Source organism: Streptomyces sp. NPDC041068 (assembly GCF_040647455.1).
Lineage (GTDB): Bacteria > Actinomycetota > Actinomycetes > Streptomycetales > Streptomycetaceae > Streptomyces.
This window is the reverse complement of sequence record NZ_JBEZCG010000027.1, coordinates 15894-33622: the sequence shown is the minus strand read 5'-3', so window position 1 is coordinate 33622 and position 17729 is coordinate 15894. Positions and strand designations below refer to the sequence as shown.

The window sequence follows — 17729 nt, the reverse complement described above, 5'->3', positions numbered from 1 at the left end:
CCCAGTGCATACGCAAGATGAAGATTGTGAGTTCCTCGCTCTTCCTACACGGTCAGAATGAGCAGAACAATCTTTCCGAGGTAAAGCCGGGGTATGTGTGAGGACCGCCCTGACCTGGGATCACGCATCTAGCCTTAGATCCCGCACGCGCCCGGGTGCGTGCTTTTCAGGACTCCTGGGAGGTGCCGGTGAAATCGGGAGCAGAACGGCGTGTTCTGGCCTTTGTGGACAGCGACTACGCGGACACCCCGTACGACAAGTGGGGCGCCGATACGGGCGTACGACCACACCTTCTGGTCTCCGAGGGCAAATTCCCGCAGTACCGTCACGTACCGGACGCCGTCTGCGTCCCCGACTACCGCGAGGGCGGCGAGGCGGAGCGGACCGCCCTCGACCTCGCCCTGCGCATACGCCCCGACGCGGTGATCGCCCGCATGGAGAGCGACCTGCTGCGCGCCGCCCGGCTGCGGGAGCTCCTCGGCGTACCCGGCCAGGACTTCGCGAGCACCCTCGCGTTCCGGGACAAGATCCACATGAAGAACCTGGTGCGCCGAAGCGGCATCGAAGTACCGGAGTTCGCCCCGATACGCGTGGTCCTCGACCTGCTCGGCTTCGTCCGCGAGCACGGCTACCCCGTGGTGGTGAAGCCGGCCCTGGGCTCGGGCTCCACCGGCACCCAAGTCCTGCGCGGCCCGGCGGACTTGACCGGGCTCCTCGCCGAGGGCCTGCCCGAACACGCCGAGGTGGAGCGGTTCGTGGAGGGCCAGATGTACGTGGTGGACGGTCTGGTGGCGGCGGGCGCACCGGTGGCCACGTTCGTCTCGCGCTACCTCAACGACTGTCTGTCTTTCCACGACGGCATCTACCTGGGCTCGGCCCAGCTCAGCCGTGAACACCCGCTGACGGAACGGCTGATCGGCCATGCGCGCGAGGTCCTCGCCGCGCTGCCCACCCCCGAGTGCACCACCTTCCACCTGGAGGTCTGGCACACGCCCGACGACCGCCTCGTGCTGTGCGAGGTCGGCAGCAGGACCGGCGGCGCGCTGACCTCCCCCGCCGTCCACGCCGCCACCGGCTTCGACCTCGACGAGCAGTGGTTCCGCGCCCAGGTCGCCCCGGAGACCCTGACCGGCACGGGAGTTCACGGCGTCCCGCCGGGACGGAGCGCGGGCTGGGTCGTCTTCTATCCCGAACGGGGCACGCTCGCGGCCCTGCCCCAGGACCCCCCTCCCTTCGTGGTGGAGGAGCGCCTGCGGGCTACGGTGGGCGCGACATACCAGGGGGGTGTGAAGTCCGCCCACTACTTGGCGGCCTACGTCCTGACCGGCGCCGACGACCAGGAGGTCGAGCGGAACGCGGCGGAGCTCGCCCGGTGGTTCGCCGCCGGGGTGCGGTGGACAGGACGCCACGGCGAGGACGGCCTCGCGACCCCCGACTGACAACAGATCAAGCCCGTGACGACGGCCCGTGACGACGGATCGAGCCCGCTACGGGGAGCCAGGGAGCGGAATGCGCTACATCATCATCGGATCCGGAGCGGTCGGCGGTTCGATCGGAGGGCGGCTGCACGAGAGCGGCCTGCCCGCCGTCCTGGTCGCCCGCGGCGCGCACTACGAGGCGCTGCGCGACAACGGGCTGCGGCTCACGGTCCCCACCGGCACGCTCACCCTCGACGTGCCGGTCGTGTCGGGCCCCGAGGACGTCGAACTGCGCGCCGACGACGTTCTCGTACTCGCCGTCAAGACCCAGGACAGCGTGGCCGCCCTGGACGCATGGGCCGCGCGCCCCGTGGTGGGCGGCGGCACCGCGGGCGAACGCCTGCCCCTGGTGTGCGCCCAGAACGGCGTGGAGAACGAGCGCCTGGCGCTGCGCCGCTTCCGCGAGGTGTACGGCGTCTGCGTGATCCTGCCCAGCAGCCACCTGAACCCGGGTGAGGTCGTCGCCCCCTGCGGCCCGCACACCGGCGCCCTGGTCATCGGCCGATACGGCGCAGGGTCCGACGACACCGCCCGGCGGATCGCGGGCGACCTGGAGAAGGCCGGCTTCCTCGCCCCGGTGGCGGCGGACGTCATGCGCTGGAAGTACGGCAAGCTCCTCGGCAACCTCGCCAACGTGGTCGAGGCCGTCTGCGGCTCGGCCTCGGGCGACGCCGCGCAGGACCTGGTCGCCCGGGTCAAGGCCGAGGGCGCCGCGGTCCTCGACGCCGCCGGCATCGCCTACGCGAGCGGCGCCGAACTCACCGAGCTGCGCAGCGGCACGGTCGACCCCCAGCCGATCCCCGGCGTACCGGCCCACAGCTCGACCTGGCAGAGCCTGGCACGCGGCGCGGGCTCGATCGAGACGGACTACCTCAACGGCGAGATCACCCTGCTCGGCCGCGAACACGGCATCCCCACCCCGGCGAACACCGCCCTGCAGCACGCGGCCAGGGAAAGCACCCGCCTCGGCCGCAAGCCGGGCGAGGTGACGGCCGAGGAGCTGAGCGGGGGCATCGCCGGGGCCACCTCGACCTGAGGCCCGGACGCCGCACCGCCGGTCGCCCCCGTCAGGCTTCGGCGTCGTCCCGTGACTGCGCTCTCGGTGGTGTCGGCGCGACCCTCGGCGGGTTCGCGGGCCGCACGGCGGTGCGTTCGGGATGGCGCTGGCGGATGGGCGTGAAGGAGGCGGCGGCGGCCACGGCCAGGAAGACCACGGCCACGCCGATCAGCGGACCGCGCGTACCGAAATGCCCGACCAGGGCGGTCAGGGCGGCCGCGCCGAGGGGCGCCAGGCTGCCGTGGATCGTCCAGAACGCGGAGGTGACGCGGCCGAGCAGATGGTCGGGGGTGACCTCCTGCCGCAGGGACATCGAGCAGACGCCGGCCAGCGCCATGCCGAAGGAGTACAGGACGACCGTCACGGCTGCCACGGAGACGTACCCGAAGACGCCGAGCGCCAGCGTCGCCACCGAGCACAGGGTCATCGAGCCGATCCAGCAGCGGCCGAACCCCCAGGAACGCCGCAGCCGGGCGGTCGCGGCGGCGGCCACGCAGGTGCCCACGCCCGCCAGGGCGAGGACGTAGCCGACCGTGCGTTCGTCCTGCGCCAGACCGTGCCGCAGGTGGTAGATGAACACGTCGGTCATGCCCAGGCTGAGGAACGTGGTGATCGTGAGCAGCACGGTCAGCGCCCGCAGCACCGGCGTACGCCACAGGAAGGCGGCGCCGACGCGGAAGCCGGTGCGCAGATCGTGCGCGCGCTTCGTGGCACCGGCCGGATCGCCTTGCGACGGCCGTTGGGCGGTCCTGAGCCTGACGAAGAGCAGCCCGACGAAGGAGATCCCGAAGCTGCCCGCGTTGATCGCCACCGCGGCCGTGGGCCCGAAGAACCCGGAGACCACACCGGCCAGGGCGGGCCCTGCGATGTACGCGATCGCGTTGGTGGCCTCCAGGCGTCCGTTCGCCTCGACGATCCGGTCCTTGTCGACGAGATTCGGCACCGCGGTGACGTACGTGATCTTGAACAGCATCTCGAAGACCGAGGCCAGGACCATGACCACGTACAACAGCCAGATCTGCGGGCTCAGCGCCCAGCAGACGGGGATCGCCCCGTAGAGCACCAGGCGGGCGGCGTCGCACAGCATCAACAGCCGCCGCCGGTCGAAGCGGTCGGCCCAGGCGCCGCCGACGAGACCGGTGAGCAGCGCCGCGGCGCCCGCGGCCGCGGTCAGCAGACCCATCTGCGCCGCGGAGCCCGTGGTGTGCAGCACCAGGAGCGGCACCGCCACCAGCGAGAAGGCGTTGCCGATCTCGGACAGCGCCTGCACCGCCCAGAAGATGGAGAAGTCCCGGTTGGACCAGAGCGAACGAGCGGGCATCAGAAGGCTCTTCCGTCCGAGGGGTCATCGAGGTGCCGCGTACGGCTCCACCTCCCGTGAATTCACTGAAGCCTAGACCGGGATCCGCACGGTCCACGCAGTGTCCGTCGGCCGACAAGGAAGGCCGGGAACCGGCCAGGGAGCTCGATGTCGGCTGCCGGTCACGGGTGGTAGATCTCGGCGACCTTCACGGCGATGCCGTCCGGGTCCTTGAGGACCTTCACCTTGACGGTGCCCATCCTGGCGGCCTTCACCAGGTCGTCGTAGGTGCACTTGAGGGTGCCCGCGCCGGTGTTGTCGGCGGAGACGCTGCCGTCCGGGGCCCCGCAGATCGCCGCGGCGCCGAGGATGGCTGTGCTGTCCTCGACGAGGAAGGCCTGGTCGCCGACCATCATCTTGTGGTCGGCGAGATAGGTGAGGGTGCCGGTGTACGTGCCCTCGCCGCCTCCGGTGTTGACGCCGTCGCCGTCGGCGCCGGTGCTGGTGCCGTCCTGCTGAGAGGCGCCGCCGGAGTCGGCGGAGCCGGTGTCGTTCTTGTCGCCGCCGGCCGCGGGATTGCCGCCGGTGGACGCCGAACTGCCGCTCGGCTCCGCGGATTTGCCCGGCGCCGCCGAGGCGGTCGCCGACTTGGCGGAGTCGGCGGCGCCGCTGTCCTTCGTACCACTGCCGTCGTCGCAGGCAGTCAGCGAGAGGGCGAGGGCCGCGACGGCGGCGACGGCGAGCGTGGACTTCTTGCGCGGGACTGTACGCATGGTGATGCTCCCCCGAATGGTGCTTGTCGTGGTGTACGGCCTCAGCCTGCCGCGTCGCGCTGCCGTTCCACTAACACCTGACTAACGCAACGTCGTCGCAGGTCAATGGGGTCGCGCCAGGGACTTCTCGACCTGTTCCGCCCTGGCCAGGTACGCGGCCTCCCCCGACGGCCCGTCGAGCACCGCGGCGATCTCCCCGAGCCGGGCCAGGGCGCGCACCGTACGGGCTGGAAGGTCCTCCTCCTCGTTGGCGGCGACAGCGGCGAGCAGGGCGTCGCGGGCCTCCTGGTGCCGCCCGCCGTGGTGCAGCGCGATGCCGTACGACTCCCAGATGAGCGGGCGCCATCCGGCGATCTCGCTGTCGGGGATGGCGTCGAGGCAGCGGGCCATGTGCTCGGCTGCCGCCGCGAAGTCGTCCTGGGTCAGGGCGACATGGGCGGCGTGGTAGCGCTCCAGGGTGACAGCGATCGGATGGTCGGCCGTGCGGGCGTCGCGCACGGCGTCCGCCAGCGCGTCGAGCACGCCGGCCGGGTTGCCGTGCCGGTGGCGGGCGATGGCGAGCAGGACGAGGACCTGGCAGGAGACCTCGGGTGCGAAGCTGCGCAGCGGAGCCACCGCACCGGCCAGCAGGGTCTCGGCGCGCGCGAACTGCCCGGTTTCCACGAACAGCATGCCCGTGACGGCCCGCAGCCAGCCGATGCCCTCAGTGCTGCCGATCCGCTCGGCGGCGGCGAGGGCGACGCCCAGCGGCAGCTGCCAGCCGGGGTGTGGCCGCCCGTGGACGAGCGGCCACAACAGGGCGGCGATCCGCCAGGTGCGGTCCTCGTCGTCGAGCCGGGCAGCCGCCGAGACGGCGGCCACCAGTGACTCCTGCTCCTTGAGGAACCAGCCGAACACAGCATCGCAGTCGGCGAACCGCGGTACGGGTAGCCCAACTTCGAGCCCCTCGGGCAGCGGCACGGTCCGCGAGCCGCCGGGGTCGAAGACGTTCACGGCGGCGTGCTGGGCGCGCAGCCAGTGGTCGACGAGGCGCCGGGTGACCGCGTCGGCCTCCTCGGCGCGGGGCAGTCCGCGCGCGTAGAGCCGTACGAGGTCGTGCAGGGCGTAGCGGCCGGGCGCGGCCTCCTGGACCAGGTGCGCGGCGGCGAGCCGGTCCAGGCCCGTGCGAGCCTCGGCAACCGGGATGCCGGCGGCGGCCGCGGCGGCGTGGGCGTCGCTCTCCCGGGTGAAGGAGTGGCCGAGCGCACCGAGCAGCCCGGCGTCGGCGGGCGCGAGCCGGGCGACGGAGGCGCGCAGGGCGGCCTCGACGCCGGTGTCCTCGGCGGACAGGAGTGTCAACCGGGCGCCCTCGTCGGAGAGTTCGACGGCCAGGTCGGCGACCGTCCAGTGCCGACGGCCCTTCAGCCGGGCGGCGGCGATGCGCAGGGCGAGCGGCAGGCCGTCGCACAGCCGGGCCACCTCGCGCACGGCGCGCCCGTCGGAGGCGTCGGGGCCGAGCGCCTCGGTGAGCAGCAGGGCCGCGTCGTCCTCGTCGAGCACCTCGACGGGGATCGGCGTCGCGCAGTCCGAGGCGATGACGGCGTCGAGCCGGGTCCGGCTGGTGACGACGGTGGCGCAGCAGGGACCGCCGGGCAGCAGGGGACGGACCTGGGCGGAGTCCTTGGCGTTGTCGAGGACGACGAGCAGCCGCCGGTCCTTGACCATGGACCGGAACAGTGCCGCCGCGGCGTCGAGCGAGTCGGGCACGGCCGGGGCCTGGACTCCGAGAGCGAGCAGGAACTCCCTGAGGACATCGGCCGGTTGGGCGGGATCGGTGCCGCTGTGCCCGCGCAGATCGGCGAAGAGCCGGCCGTCGGGGTAGGCGTCGGCGTGCGCGTACGCCCAGTACACGACCAGCGAGGTCTTGCCGACCCCGGCGGGTCCCGCGACCAGGGCGATGGGGGCCTCGGAGGCGGTGGCGGTGCCGGTCAGCGCGGCGAGCTCGGGGGCACGACCGCGGAATCCGCGGGGCGGGCGCGGCAACAGGTCGGGGGCGGGGGCCCGCACCGGAGTCCGTTCGGCTGCCGGTTCCTCGCCCCTCTCGTCCCGCCCTCCCCCGGCCGTCCCCTCAAGGACCTCCTCGTACGCCTCCCGCAGCGCGGGCCCCGGGTCGACGCCCATCGTGTCGGCGAGTTCTTTGCGGGTGCGGTGATAGCGCTCCAGGGCGTCGGACTGGCGGCCCGCGCGGTACAGCGCCCGTATCAGTGCGGCGATGAGCGTCTCGCGCAGCGGGTGCGTCGCGGCCTCCTTGCCGAGCAGCGCCACCGCCCGGTCGTGCTCGCCGAGCGCCGCACAGGTGGCCGCCAGCTGCTCGACCGTGGCGAGTCGGCTCTCCTCCAGCGCGTTCGCGGCGGCGAGCAGCGGGGCCGTGCCGTTGATCCCGCCGAGCGCGGGCCCCTGCCACAGAGCCAGCGCCTCGCGCAGCATCAGCGCCGTGTCGGCCGGCTCGCTCTGCTGCCGGGCCAGCGCGACAAGTTCCTCGAAACGGCGCACGTCAAGCAGCGTCTCGGGCAGCCGCAGCGCGTACGCCCGCCCCTGCGTGGTCAGTTCGACGCCGTACGCGTCCAGGCCCGCCTCGGCGATCAGGGCACGCAGCCGTGAGACGTGCCCCTGGATGACGGTGCGCGCGTGCTGCGGCGGCTCGTCCTCCCACAGCGCCTCGGTGAGCGTGTCGACGGAGACGGCGGCCGGGGCGCGCAGCAACAACATGGCGAGCAGACTCCGCCGCTTGGCGGGCCCGAGCGGCACGGGCCCTGCCCCGCCGTTGATCGCCACGGTTCCGAGGAGCTGGAACTCCATGTGCGTGCACTCTCCAGGCGGGCCGACGGAAACAGAAGGGCGGGGGCAACGAGGGTATCGCCAGGAATTACCGGCCAGTTCGGGCGCTTTGTGATGGTTGGCGCCCCTGGACGTGCGACGCGGGCCAAGGGCCAGGCGTCAGGGTGTGGCGGTGAGGGACGGCCAGAGCGTGCCGGCGGTGAGGGAGCGGGCCAGGCGGCGGGCCCAGTAGGTCTCGTCGCCGTCTTCGTCGCGCCAGGACCACAGGCGGGTGGTGGCGAGGTGGAGCGGGTTGAGCAGGGTGATGCCGATGGCGCCGTGCAGTTGGTGGGCGATACGGGCGATCTCGGCGGCCGAGGCTGCTGACTGGGTCTTGGCGGCGGCTACGGCGAAGTGCGCGTCGGGGCCGCCGATGTCCAGCGGGACGGCGGCGGCCTGGACCGCGGCGCGGACCACGGCGGCTTCCTCGACCAGCCGCGCCTCTTCCTGCTTGACGGCCTGGAAGCGGCCGAGCGGACGGCCGAACTGGGTGCGTGCGGTGGTGTGGGCGACCGTCAGGTCGACGCAGCGTTCGGCGGCACCGGCGATCAGGGCGGAGCGGGCCAGGGCCGCGCGGAGCCCGGCCTCGTCGAGCAGTTCGGCATCGATCCGGCGGACCTGCGACGCGGGGACCTCAAGGGCGGCGAGGTGCAGGTCGTCGCGGGGTTCCTCGGCGAGGTTGCCCCCGGGGGTGAGGACGGCCTGGTCGGGGGTGAGGGTGAACAGGACGGGGCCGAAGGGGGCGGTGGCCAGGACGAGAACCGCGGTGGCGGCGCGGGCCCAGGGAACGCGGCGCAGGGTACCGGTCACCAGCAGGGTGTCGTCGTCGCCCAGGCAACCGGCCGAGCCGACGGGAGAGGCGGCCGGATGTGCGTAACGGATGGTCAGCTCGGGGGCGATCGCGTAGCTGAGCGGGCCGTCGGGGACGGCGAGTCCGGCGCGGCGCAGCAGCGGGCGGGCGACCAGGGCGGTCTCGGCGAGGGGTGCGGGGACGGCGCGGCGCCCTGCCTCCTGGGCGGCGACGAGGAGTTCGGCGGTGGAGGCGTCTTCGGAGGGGAGGGCCACGGCGTCGGGAGCGGTGGTGTTGGTGACGGTGGCGATGGCGTCCGCGGCGGCGTGGAAGGCGGCGGTGTCGTAGGCGTCGGCGGAGATGACGGGGGCGCTGGTGTCGATGGTGTGGGTGTTCATCGATGCTGCCGTGTGGGTGTTCATCGGTGCTGCCGTGTGGGTGTTCATCGGTGCTGCCGTGTGGGTGTTCATCAGTGCTGCTCCAGACCTCGGGTGATGATGCCGCGAAGGATTTCGTTGGTGCCGCCGCGCAGGGTGTAGCCGGGGCTGTGCAGCAGGGCGAAGGCGAGCAGTTCGGGGTGGCTGCCGGGAGTGGCGTGCGGATCGGCCGGGGTCGGCAGGACGCTGCGGACGGCGTCGACCAGCGCGCCCTCCAGACGGGTGCCGAGGTCCTTGACCAGGGCGGCCTGGATGTCGGGCGAGGCACCCGCGTCCAGTGCGGCCGCCACCCCGAGGGACAGTCGGCGGACACTGTGCAGACGGGCCGTCAGGATGCCGACCCGGGTGAGCTGTTCGGCCGTGACCGAGCCCCTCTCCAGTTCGCGCAGCAGGGAGACGAGCAGGGGGAAGGTGGACAGGTAGCGTTCCGGGCCGCTGCGCTCGAAGGCGAGTTCGCCGGTGACCTGCTGCCAGCCGTCGCCCCGCTGCCCGAGCACCATGCCGTCGGGGACGTCGACGCCTTCGAGATGGACGGCGTTGAAGCGGTGCTCGCCGCTCATCAGCCGGATCGGCTCGATCCGCACGCCCGGCGCGCGCAGGTCGACGACGAACTGGCTGAGCCCCGCGTGCTTGTCCTCGGCGTCGTCGGTGCGGGCCAGGACGATGGCGTAGTCGTTGACGTGAGCGCCGCCGGTCCACATCTTGGTGCCGGTCAACCGCCAGCCGTCGGCGGTGCGTTCGGCGCGGGTGGCGACCGAGGCCAGGTCGGAGCCGCTGCTCTTCTCGCTCATGCCGATGGAGAAGAAGCACCGCCCGGCGGCGATCCTCGGCAGAAAGAAGCGACGCTGCTCCTCGGTGCCGTGCCGGAGGACGGACGGTCCCGCTTGCCGGTCGGAGACCCAGTGGGCACTGACCGGGGCGCCGGCAGCGAGCAGTTCCTCGATCACCACGTAGCGCTCGAGGAAGCCGCGGCCCGCACCGCCGTACTCGGTGGGCAGGGCCATGCCGACCCAGCCGCGCTCGGCGAGGCGGCGGCTGAAGCCGGGGTCCCAGCCGGCCAGCCAGGAGTCGGGACGGCCGAGGACGGTGCCGCGGACGCGCTCCTCGTCGAGAAAGGCGCGGACCTCGCGGCGAAGCCGACGGGTGGATTCGGGCAGGACGACATCGGGGAAGGCGCTCGGTGAAAGCGTCGAAGGAGACATGGTTCATCCGCTCCCGGGGTTGGTGGATGGGCGATGCGTTTCTTCTCGGTACGCGAATCCAGTACGGGCATTCAGTACGGGCATTCAGTACGCGAACCCGCTATGGGAACTAGGTACGGGAACTCGGTCAGTTCGCGGGGTGCAGCAAGGCAGGGTCGAAGCCGACTTCACGGAGCACCTGATCGGTGTGCTGGCCGATGCGCGGGCAGGGCCGCGGCTCCGGCTCCGGGTCGGCCGAGTAACGGACCGGGCGGCCGATGACCCGGTAGGGACCCTCGGTGGGATGCTCGGCACGGCGCAGCAGGCCGCCCTCCTGGGCGTAGGCGGTGGTGGCGGCGGACTCCAGGTCGAGCACCGGGGCGGCGGCGATGCCCGCCCGGTCGCAGAACTCCTGCCATGCGGCGCTGGTGTGCCGCGGCGTCAACTCCGCGAGCAGCGGATAGAACGCGTCGGCGTTGCGGGCCCGCTCGGGTCCGGTGGCGAAGCGCGGGTCGGCGGCCAGTTCGGGGCGGCCGACGAAGGCGGTGAAGTCCCGCCAGTTGCGGTCGCTGTGCGGCAGGATGCACATCCAGCCGTCGGCGGTGCGCAGGGCGCGGCGCTGCGGGCTGAGCGAGCGGGCCGAGCCGAACTCCCCGTCGGTCTCCAGGGCGGCCGCCCCCAGGTGCTCGACGAGGTTGAAGGCGAGCATGGTGTCGGCCATGGGGACCTCGATGTGCTGTCCGGTGCCGCCGTGTTCCCGGTAGTGCAGCGCGGCCAGGACCGACTGGACGATCTGCATGCCGCAGATCTTGTCGGCAAGGACCGTGGGCACATAGTGGGGCCGGCCGGAGACCTGGTGGTTGAGCCAGACCAGACCGCTGGCCGCCTGGATGATGTCGTCGTAGGCGGCGCGGGTGCCGTAGCGGCTGTCGCTGCGGAAGCCCTGGGCACTCGCGTAGATCAGGCCGGGGTTGACGGCGGCGACCTCGTCGTAGCCGAGGCGGAGCTTCTCCAGGGCCTGCGGGCGCAGGTTGGTGATGAGGATGTCGGCGGTGCGCAGCAGGGCGAGCAGGGCGTCGCGGCCGTGCGGGGCCTTGAGGTCGATGGCGGCGCTGCGCTTGTTGCGGTTCAGGTTGAGTGCCGGGCCGCCCATGCCGGGGTGGCGCCGTGGCGGGTAGTGGCGTGTCATGTCGCCGGTGGGCGGCTCCACTTTGATCACGTCCGCGCCCAGGTCGCCGAGTTGCTGTGCGGCGTACGGGGCCATGATGACACTGGCGAGTTCGATGACGCGGACTCCGGCGAGGAGTCCGCGGCCGGACGGGCCGCTCGGCTTCTGGGACATCTCCTGGTGCCTCCTGGGGCATAGGGGGGTTCGGGATCGCGCCCCGAAGGGGCGCGGGGCTGTGTCGATGTGCGGCTCCGCCGCGAGGGGAGTGCCCCCTGCTCGAACGGAGTTGAGAGCTTGGGGGAGCGACCAGCCACGACCGACCCGCGGTTGGCGCACCGGCCGTCCTGCGGAGCGCTCAGCGCCACTGGAGGGCGTCGGACCCGAGCGGGGAGCGCCGACCGGGCTGAGGGACCGGGCGCCCGCTGTACGCGAACGGCGTCGCCGGTTCGGTGAGCGGGCCGAAGTCCGTGTCGGTGGCCGACAGTTCGGCGAGGGGCACGCGCCCGGGGCGGGGCAGGTCACGCACGTCCTCCCACGCGAGGAGGCCGAGTTCCCGCACCCAGTGGCACACTCCGGCCAAGGTCACGCGGATCCGCCAGGAGCCGCCCTCGGTCGCACGTCGGCGCAGGACCGTCGCGACGGCGGCGGCCCCGAGGTAGGCGGCGAGGTAGTCGTTGAGCAGGTACGTCGGCGGCAGCGACGGCCGGTCGGTCCACTCCTCGACGGCGAATCCGGTTGCCGAGCAGGCGAGTTGGTCGAACCCACCGCGTTCGCCCCAGGGTCCTTCGGCGCCCCAGGCGTGGTATTCGAGGGTGATCAGTCCGGGGCGGCGCCGGACGAGTTCCTCGGTCGACGCCCCGTGCCGGGCAAGCCCCCGGTAGGCGTGCGCGAAGACGTCCGCGTCCTGGAGCGCGTCGTGGAAAGCCGCACGGTCATGATCGTCACGCAGGTCGCAGTAGGCGTTGCGCTTGCCGCCGCCGGTCATCGCGATCATCGGGATCGGGTCGGGGCGGTCGGGACGCGACAGGTGCAGCACGTCGGCGCCGAACTGGGCGAGGAGTCGCGTCGATACGGGACCGGCGATGACATGGGTGAGATCGAGCACCCGTACGCCCGCGAGCGCCTCGTCGGCCGCACCGATCGGCCCCAACGGCCGGACGGGCCCGTCACCGACACGCTCGATCTCGACGACCGGGCGCTGGGCCACGTACCGCCCGGCGGGATGCGCGAGCCACTCGTCGCGGGTGCGCACGGCACACGCGACGCCACCCCGCGCGCAGATGGCCTCCTCCAGCGTGAAGGCGTCCCAGTCGGCTGCGGCCCGCGCGATCCCCACCTTGTCGAGCGGGCAGCGCAGCACGGCGGCGACGGCGTCCCGCAGATGCGGATAGGTGGTGATGATGAAGATCCACCGGCCGTCGCGGGCCCGGTAGAAGTCGTTGTTGCCGAGCAGCGTCGGATCGTCGAGGAGAGCGCCGAGCGGTCGCCCCGAGAGTGTCGTGCGGTAGGTCGCCATGAGCTGGTCGATCGCGGCCTCGGCCCGCACTTCCACCCTCTGGTGCGGGTGACCGCGCTGTTCGCCGAGTGCCGCCGTCTGCCGCCCGAAGACACCGATCGCGGCGGACATGGCATCGGCGAGGCGGTGCACCGAGGGCACCAGGGGATCGGCCCCGACGACGGTGACGTCCTCGGCTCCCCGGGCCGGATCGAGGTCGCCGAGGGCGTGCAGGAGCCCGGAGACGATCTCGCCGACAGAGGTCGGCGAGATCGTCCCGGTCGTGGTCAGCGGGTGCGAAGTCATGCCGGGATGTTCGTTCCCGGCGCCGCACGAGCGCCCGGATTCACGGATATCCGTGAATCGATGCGGAGGTCAGGTCCGCTTCTCCTGGATGTGCGCGAGCAGCCGGGCCGCCGCCCGGTCCAGGCGAGGCCGCTCCGAGCGGCCGTGACGCCGGTGCATCAGGGCGAGGGCCCCCGTGACGACGCCGCCTTCGGTGACGGGGATCGCCAGCGCACTGACCTCGGTGTTGGCGAGCCCCTCGCTGCGGCTGATCCGCGACGCGCGGATGGCCGGAAGGGCGCGGCGGAACTCGGCGACTCCCTCGGGGTCGTGGCGGGCGAGTTCGTCGAGCAGTCCTCGGCGCTCCGCCTCGTCGGTGAAGGCAAGGAGCAGACGGCCCGCGGCAGTGCGCAGCAGCGGCCGGGCGACGTGCTGGTCGGCGAGCGGCACGAGGCGGGGGATGTGGTCCTCGCCACCGCGCGCGACGTACACGGCATCGAGCCCGACCCGCACCGTGAGCAGCACCGGGGTACCCGCGACGCGGCTCAGTCCGTCGAGCTCGGCCTGACTGATCCGAGGGACGACCCGGCCCGCGATGAGATTGAGGACGTGCGGGGCGGGCCCGAGCCGGAAGCGCCGGTGCTGTTCCAGCAGAAAACCGGTCGCGACAAGCCCGTTGACCAGATCCTGCACCGAACTCGCCGGCGCCCCGAGCGTCCGCGCCAACTCGGCCACGGTCACCCCGCCCGGCGCCCGCGCGGCAGCCTCCAAAATCCACGCGACCCGATCCACCGTACGGTGCCCGCGCCGCCGCCCGCGCTCACTCATCCCACCCCGCCTCGTCGCTCCGCGCGTCGCCGACCGCTCGCCGACACGGCCCGGGAACCTGCGTCACATGCGTCGTTCGGGCGCCGAAGCAACAGCGAGTCAGTGGCCCTTTCCCACGGGCTCCAGAATCGCCACGCACTCCACGTGATGCGTCATCGCGAAACATGTGGAACGGAATCGCGTGAAAGGAGTCGCAGGTCAGCGCCCCGCACAGCCGCATTGGGACAAATCGACCGTGTGCGTTGTGTGCGCTACGGGCATTACGTGCGCGAGTCTGACACACGCCGCTCAAGGCATCCACCACCTCGTAACAGCCCTCGATCCAAGTTGATGCCTCTGCCTTCACACGGCGACCCAGATCAGGGAGATGATGCCCGACTGCCAAGACATGTCCCCGCTGACCGCGCACGGACGTGGAACGGCCACACCGGCCAACTTGCACAAAAAGATCGACATTCTGACCGCTCCCGAACTCACCAGCGCCCTGCTGTTGCTGGTCGACGGCCCGGCACCGGATGTTCTCGTGGATCTTAGGAACTTGGACTTCATCGACGGTGCCGGTCTTACTGCCCTGGCCACGGTGCAATTGCTCCGCTGACGGTCGCCAAGGACTCCGCCTGATCTGTACCCGCCCGATCACGTCGTGGATGCTGCGCCGCCGACGGCACGGCTCCCGCCTGGCGTCCGTCTGGTCGCGGAGCATCACCCGCAACTCACGACCGGACGGACGCCGCCGCGAGGGCGCCGGAGAGAGGAACAACGCGCACCTCGCCGCCCGGGTCTGTTTGATGGGTCAGCGATCGCACCTGCGGATCGGTCCGCTTCTTGTTCGGTCGGGTGCTCATGGCGGCCGTGCCGTGCGGAGTCGTGCATTGCCGGCCATACGCCCCTCGGTTCGCCGCCGCAGGACTCGTGCCGCTGCTGGGCTGGTACGGACAGCGCCAAGCGGTGCCGCAGTCGTACACCTCGCCCCAGGGCACATGCGACAGTCCGGTCACCTGCAACCTGGGCACTCTGGCCGCCTCTGCCTCCGCGACCGTCACGCTGGCCCTGGCACCGACGACCACCGGCACGGTCACCGTGACCGGCGTCACCCAGACGAACGAGCCCGGCCCCGACACGAGCAACAACTTTGCCTCTGAGACCACCACGTTCAACAATGCCAACGGCTGCACGATCACCGGCACCAACGGCGACAACTTCATCGTCGGCACCAATGCCGATGACGTCACCTGTGCCCTGGGCGGGGACGACAACGTCGAAGGCGGCAACGACGCCATCTACGGCGTGGATGGCCGCGACAGCCTCTTCGGCCAGAACGACGACGACACCACAGACGCAGCGAGGCGAAAGCAGGCGGACCCACGCCCTCCAGAGTCCCGCGGGCGTCGAGGCCCTCTGCGCCCGCGGAAGAACAGGGGCCTCGACGCCCTTCAGAGCGCGCCACTTGGGCTTGACGGGCTCGGCCGGACCGGGAGAGGGCATGCTGGGGTCAGTCCAGCTGGGGCAAGATCCCTTCAGGGCCGCCGGATTCAAGGATTCCGCGGAAGGACGCCATCATCGCGTCCACTCCGCCGGTCGGGATGATGACGAGGTCCGGGCACTGGAAAAAGGCACCACTGCCGCATTCCCCCGTTTTCTTCCAGCGGTCCATGACTCTCGCGATTTCGGGAAGCGTCATGAAGGTGGCGCTCCACCTCGTTCCGTCGGGCATACGGAGTTCGGCGTCGACGTTTTCGACGTCTTCAACCTGGTCCTCCGCCCCCAGCATGAAGAGGGCGGTGAACCGGTCATCCGTGACGAGGTGCTGCGGGTCACTTTCCATAGAGCTGCTTCAGCCTCGCAATCACCTTGGACTCATTGCTCTTGTCCGCCCTGGCGACGACCTGGATGCCGCCGTCCACGTTTCGGAAGAACAAGCGGCCGCCGTTGCGGCCGCGTGCGTATGTGACATCGGTGCCCGCCAGCGCCTTGCTGCCGAGCCCTGGATTCATGTTTCCATTGGACAGCTGCTCCAGCAGTCGATCAAAGTCACGCTTGACCGTCTGATTCTTCCCGGCCTGACGCTCGGCCTTCGACAGCAGGGAGTCCTGGCCGACGACGGACGTCACGAGCTTGCACGGGCTGGCGTTGTGCACCAGGACCGCGGTGTCACCGGCCAGCACGTAGTACGTGTGCGCACCGGCGACAGCAAGGTTGTGGACCTTCTCCGTCGGGGCCGTCCACGAAGTGACCGTTTCGACCCGGACGGGTGCACCCGAGTCGGTCTGCAAGGCCATCTCGGGCTCGAGGTCAGCCGCGTTGGTCCACTGACCGAGGCTCTGGGTCCAGAAGGGGTGCTGGTCGGTCGCGGTGACCGAGGCGGTGCGGTCCCCCTCGTCGCCGTCGACGTCCACGGCGACCTTGACAAGGTTCTTCTCGCCGCTGCCGACGATCAGGTCCGTGACAGGCTGACTTTCGGTGCGGCCGGTCGCCGGGTCGGTGGCGAGGACCTGGTCGTCCTCCCGTACCTGCTCGATGGGTACGGCGGAACCGTCGGCCATGAGCACGGGTGTGCCGGGCAGGAAGCTGTTGCCCGCACAGGCGGTGCCGACGTTCCCTCCCTTGCGGGCCTTGCGGATGTCGTCGGCGGTCAAGACCTTGCCGCCGACCTTGAGCCAGCGCAGGACGGCGAGCGAACCGACCGCCCGCTCCTTCCCGCTGAGCTTTTCACCGGTGGCCAGGTCCTTGCCGACCAACGCTTCGACGATGCCCTTGCCATCACCGATGCCCGGCACCAGGTCCAGGAACAGGGACATCCGGCGCATCTGCGTGGCCTCGTCCAGACCGGAGGATCCTGTGCCCCAGGAGTCGCCGACATGCGAGAAGTCGAAGCCGATGTCAGAGACAGAGGTGAGCTTTTCGGCGCCCTTCTTGATTCCGGGGACGTGCTTGTTCGCGGCCGTCATGCCCCGGTTGGCCTGGGCGATGCCGGAGTTCATCTCCTTCATGCCCTTGTTGGCCTTGGCGATCCCCTTGTTGGCCTTGGCCAGGCCCCGGTTGACCTCGGTGACGCCTGCGTTCATCGTCTTCAGGCCGCGGTCCATCTGGGCGAAGCCCTTGTTCATCTGGTCGAACGCCGCGTTGAGCTCCCTGAGCTCCTTGTCCCAGTCGGTGGTGCCCTTGACTGGCTTGACTTCCCTCCCCGGCGGGAAGCCGTAGTCACCGACGATGACGGTGAGGACACTCAGCAGGAAGAGCGAGTCTTGCGTCGTGCCCATGATCTCGTCGGCCTTGGCGATGTTCGATCCGAGGTTGACGAGGTGCGGCTTCGCGGCCCGGGCGGTCTTGACCGCCTGGGTCAGGATCCGCTCCTGCTCCTTCGGGTCGGACGTGATCGAGGGGTCTTCGAGCTCGGCGAACTTCAGCTTGCCCAGCGCGCTCAGCTCTTTGTTCAGCGCTTTGAACCGGGCGCCGTCGTCCTTCATCGCCGCTTGCGTTCCATAGAGGAACAAGGCCGTGCCTGCGCCGGCCACGACGGCCTTACGTGCGAACTCCCGCAGGCAGGTGACCTTTTCGACGAGCTTCAGATCGTCGCACTTTGCGTAGTGGGAGATCCTCTCGGCGATTCCTATGAGGCTCTGCGGCTTCTTCTCCGCGGCGACGGCCGTACTGCCCGCTCCCACGGCGGTAGCAAACGACAGGCACAGGGCGGTCACGAGCGTGACCATCCTGGTGGTGAATCGGTGGTTCATAAGTCCCTTGGTCATGGGGGCGCAACACCCCATGACGATGTGAACCCCCGAGTCGTTCCTGACAGGTACCCGCCAGGTTTACCGGTATGTACGCTAACACCACGACATTCCGGGGCATCACATCCTCAACCTCCGTATCCACTCAGGGGCATGCGCGTTCGCCCGAGGGCCAGGGCTACCGACCTCGGCGCGTTGCCCGATGGCGCGTCGCGTTGCCGGTCCCGGGCCTCGCCGGGCGGCCAGAATCTTCACGGATCGGCGACAGAGCGATGGTGTCGTTGCGGATTCGAGCCCAACTCCCAGGCAACCGTGATCCATGCCATATGACCTGGGTGACCTCAAGGCAT

At 71.0% G+C, this 17729-nt stretch carries 14 protein-coding genes; 4 read left to right on the top strand and 10 right to left on the bottom strand.

The features are described 5' to 3' along the window. Positions 1-188: 188 nt before the first annotated feature. Together AB0B50_RS40880 and AB0B50_RS40875 are read left to right on the top strand one after the other, a co-directional pair. Positions 189-1439, top strand: a complete 1251-nt coding sequence (locus AB0B50_RS40880; protein WP_362341899.1) for an ATP-dependent carboxylate-amine ligase — start codon at positions 189-191, stop codon at positions 1437-1439. Positions 1440-1509: 70 nt separating this feature from the next. Continuing rightward, positions 1510-2514 (top strand): 2-dehydropantoate 2-reductase N-terminal domain-containing protein, encoded by a 1005-nt coding sequence (locus tag AB0B50_RS40875; protein ID WP_362341896.1) that lies wholly within the window; start codon positions 1510-1512, stop codon positions 2512-2514. Positions 2515-2545: 31 nt separating this feature from the next. Here the strand turns inward: AB0B50_RS40875 and AB0B50_RS40870 are convergent, their stop codons facing one another. The 8 genes from AB0B50_RS40870 to AB0B50_RS40835 all read right to left on the bottom strand — a co-directional run bounded on the left by AB0B50_RS40870 (position 2546) and on the right by AB0B50_RS40835 (position 13648). After that, a complete protein-coding gene (locus AB0B50_RS40870; protein WP_362341893.1) occupies positions 2546-3856 on the bottom strand; it encodes an MFS transporter in 1311 nt (436 codons plus the stop codon). A gap of 161 nt (positions 3857-4017) precedes the next feature. Further along, on the bottom strand, positions 4018-4608 hold the full coding sequence (locus AB0B50_RS40865; RefSeq protein WP_362341890.1) for a hypothetical protein: 591 nt from the start codon (positions 4606-4608) through the stop codon (positions 4018-4020). Between the two features lie 102 nt (positions 4609-4710). Further along, positions 4711-7446 (bottom strand): BTAD domain-containing putative transcriptional regulator, encoded by a 2736-nt coding sequence (locus AB0B50_RS40860; RefSeq protein WP_362341887.1) that lies wholly within the window; start codon positions 7444-7446, stop codon positions 4711-4713. A gap of 138 nt (positions 7447-7584) precedes the next feature. Beyond that, positions 7585-8724, bottom strand: coding sequence for an acyl-CoA dehydrogenase family protein (locus AB0B50_RS40855; protein ID WP_362341884.1), 1140 nt, complete (start codon positions 8722-8724; stop codon positions 7585-7587). After that, the gene (locus tag AB0B50_RS40850) at positions 8724-9893 is read right to left on the bottom strand and encodes an acyl-CoA dehydrogenase family protein (protein WP_362341881.1); all 1170 of its coding nucleotides are present in this window, start codon (positions 9891-9893) and stop codon (positions 8724-8726) included. Before AB0B50_RS40850 ends, AB0B50_RS40855 begins: the two co-directional genes overlap by 1 nt. Positions 9894-10020: 127 nt before the next feature. After that, positions 10021-11214 (bottom strand): CoA transferase, encoded by a 1194-nt coding sequence (locus AB0B50_RS40845; protein WP_362341879.1) that lies wholly within the window; start codon positions 11212-11214, stop codon positions 10021-10023. A 181-nt stretch (positions 11215-11395) separates the two neighbouring features. Continuing rightward, positions 11396-12841 carry a CoA transferase gene (locus AB0B50_RS40840; RefSeq protein ID WP_362341876.1) on the bottom strand — a complete coding sequence of 482 codons (1446 nt, stop codon included), beginning with the start codon at positions 12839-12841 and terminating at the stop codon, positions 11396-11398. A 69-nt stretch (positions 12842-12910) separates the two neighbouring features. Further along, positions 12911-13648: a helix-turn-helix domain-containing protein gene (locus AB0B50_RS40835; RefSeq protein WP_362341873.1), complete on the bottom strand. Its 738-nt coding sequence runs from the start codon at positions 13646-13648 to the stop codon at positions 12911-12913. 388 nt (positions 13649-14036) lie between these two features. Between AB0B50_RS40835 and AB0B50_RS40830 the strand changes: the two genes are divergently transcribed. Both AB0B50_RS40830 and AB0B50_RS40825 read left to right on the top strand, forming a co-directional pair. Further along, positions 14037-14246: a hypothetical protein gene (locus AB0B50_RS40830; RefSeq protein WP_362341870.1), complete on the top strand. Its 210-nt coding sequence runs from the start codon at positions 14037-14039 to the stop codon at positions 14244-14246. A gap of 245 nt (positions 14247-14491) precedes the next feature. Continuing rightward, positions 14492-15235, top strand: coding sequence for a hypothetical protein (locus AB0B50_RS40825; protein ID WP_362341869.1), 744 nt, complete (start codon positions 14492-14494; stop codon positions 15233-15235). Here the strand turns inward: AB0B50_RS40825 and AB0B50_RS40820 are convergent. After that, positions 15141-15473, bottom strand: coding sequence for a hypothetical protein (locus AB0B50_RS40820; protein ID WP_362342050.1), 333 nt, complete (start codon positions 15471-15473; stop codon positions 15141-15143). The two genes, AB0B50_RS40825 and AB0B50_RS40820, sit on opposite strands and share 95 nt — an antisense overlap. Further along, positions 15463-17397 (bottom strand): polymorphic toxin-type HINT domain-containing protein, encoded by a 1935-nt coding sequence (locus tag AB0B50_RS40815; protein WP_362341866.1) that lies wholly within the window; start codon positions 17395-17397, stop codon positions 15463-15465. The genes AB0B50_RS40820 and AB0B50_RS40815 overlap by 11 nt, the downstream gene beginning before the upstream one ends. Positions 17398-17729 lie beyond the last annotated feature (332 nt).

Bases quoted from the DNA above. Each gene is read 5' to 3' on its own strand.
- AB0B50_RS40875 (WP_362341896.1), top strand. From the start codon at position 1,510: ATGCGCTACATCATCATCGGATCCGGAGCGGTCGGCGGTTCGATCGGA.
- AB0B50_RS40870 (WP_362341893.1), bottom strand. From the start codon at position 3,856: ATGCCCGCTCGTTCGCTCTGGTCCAACCGGGACTTCTCCATCTTCTGG.
- AB0B50_RS40865 (WP_362341890.1), bottom strand. From the start codon at position 4,608: ATGCGTACAGTCCCGCGCAAGAAGTCCACGCTCGCCGTCGCCGCCGTC.
- AB0B50_RS40860 (WP_362341887.1), bottom strand. From the start codon at position 7,446: ATGGAGTTCCAGCTCCTCGGAACCGTGGCGATCAACGGCGGGGCAGGG.
- AB0B50_RS40855 (WP_362341884.1), bottom strand. From the start codon at position 8,724: ATGAACACCCACACGGCAGCACCGATGAACACCCACACGGCAGCACCG.
- AB0B50_RS40850 (WP_362341881.1), bottom strand. From the start codon at position 9,893: ATGTCTCCTTCGACGCTTTCACCGAGCGCCTTCCCCGATGTCGTCCTG.
- AB0B50_RS40845 (WP_362341879.1), bottom strand. From the start codon at position 11,214: ATGTCCCAGAAGCCGAGCGGCCCGTCCGGCCGCGGACTCCTCGCCGGA.
- AB0B50_RS40840 (WP_362341876.1), bottom strand. From the start codon at position 12,841: ATGACTTCGCACCCGCTGACCACGACCGGGACGATCTCGCCGACCTCT.
- AB0B50_RS40835 (WP_362341873.1), bottom strand. From the start codon at position 13,648: ATGAGTGAGCGCGGGCGGCGGCGCGGGCACCGTACGGTGGATCGGGTC.
- AB0B50_RS40830 (WP_362341870.1), top strand. From the start codon at position 14,037: ATGTCCCCGCTGACCGCGCACGGACGTGGAACGGCCACACCGGCCAAC.
- AB0B50_RS40825 (WP_362341869.1), top strand. From the start codon at position 14,492: ATGGCGGCCGTGCCGTGCGGAGTCGTGCATTGCCGGCCATACGCCCCT.
- AB0B50_RS40820 (WP_362342050.1), bottom strand. From the start codon at position 15,473: ATGGAAAGTGACCCGCAGCACCTCGTCACGGATGACCGGTTCACCGCC.
- AB0B50_RS40815 (WP_362341866.1), bottom strand. From the start codon at position 17,397: ATGACCAAGGGACTTATGAACCACCGATTCACCACCAGGATGGTCACG.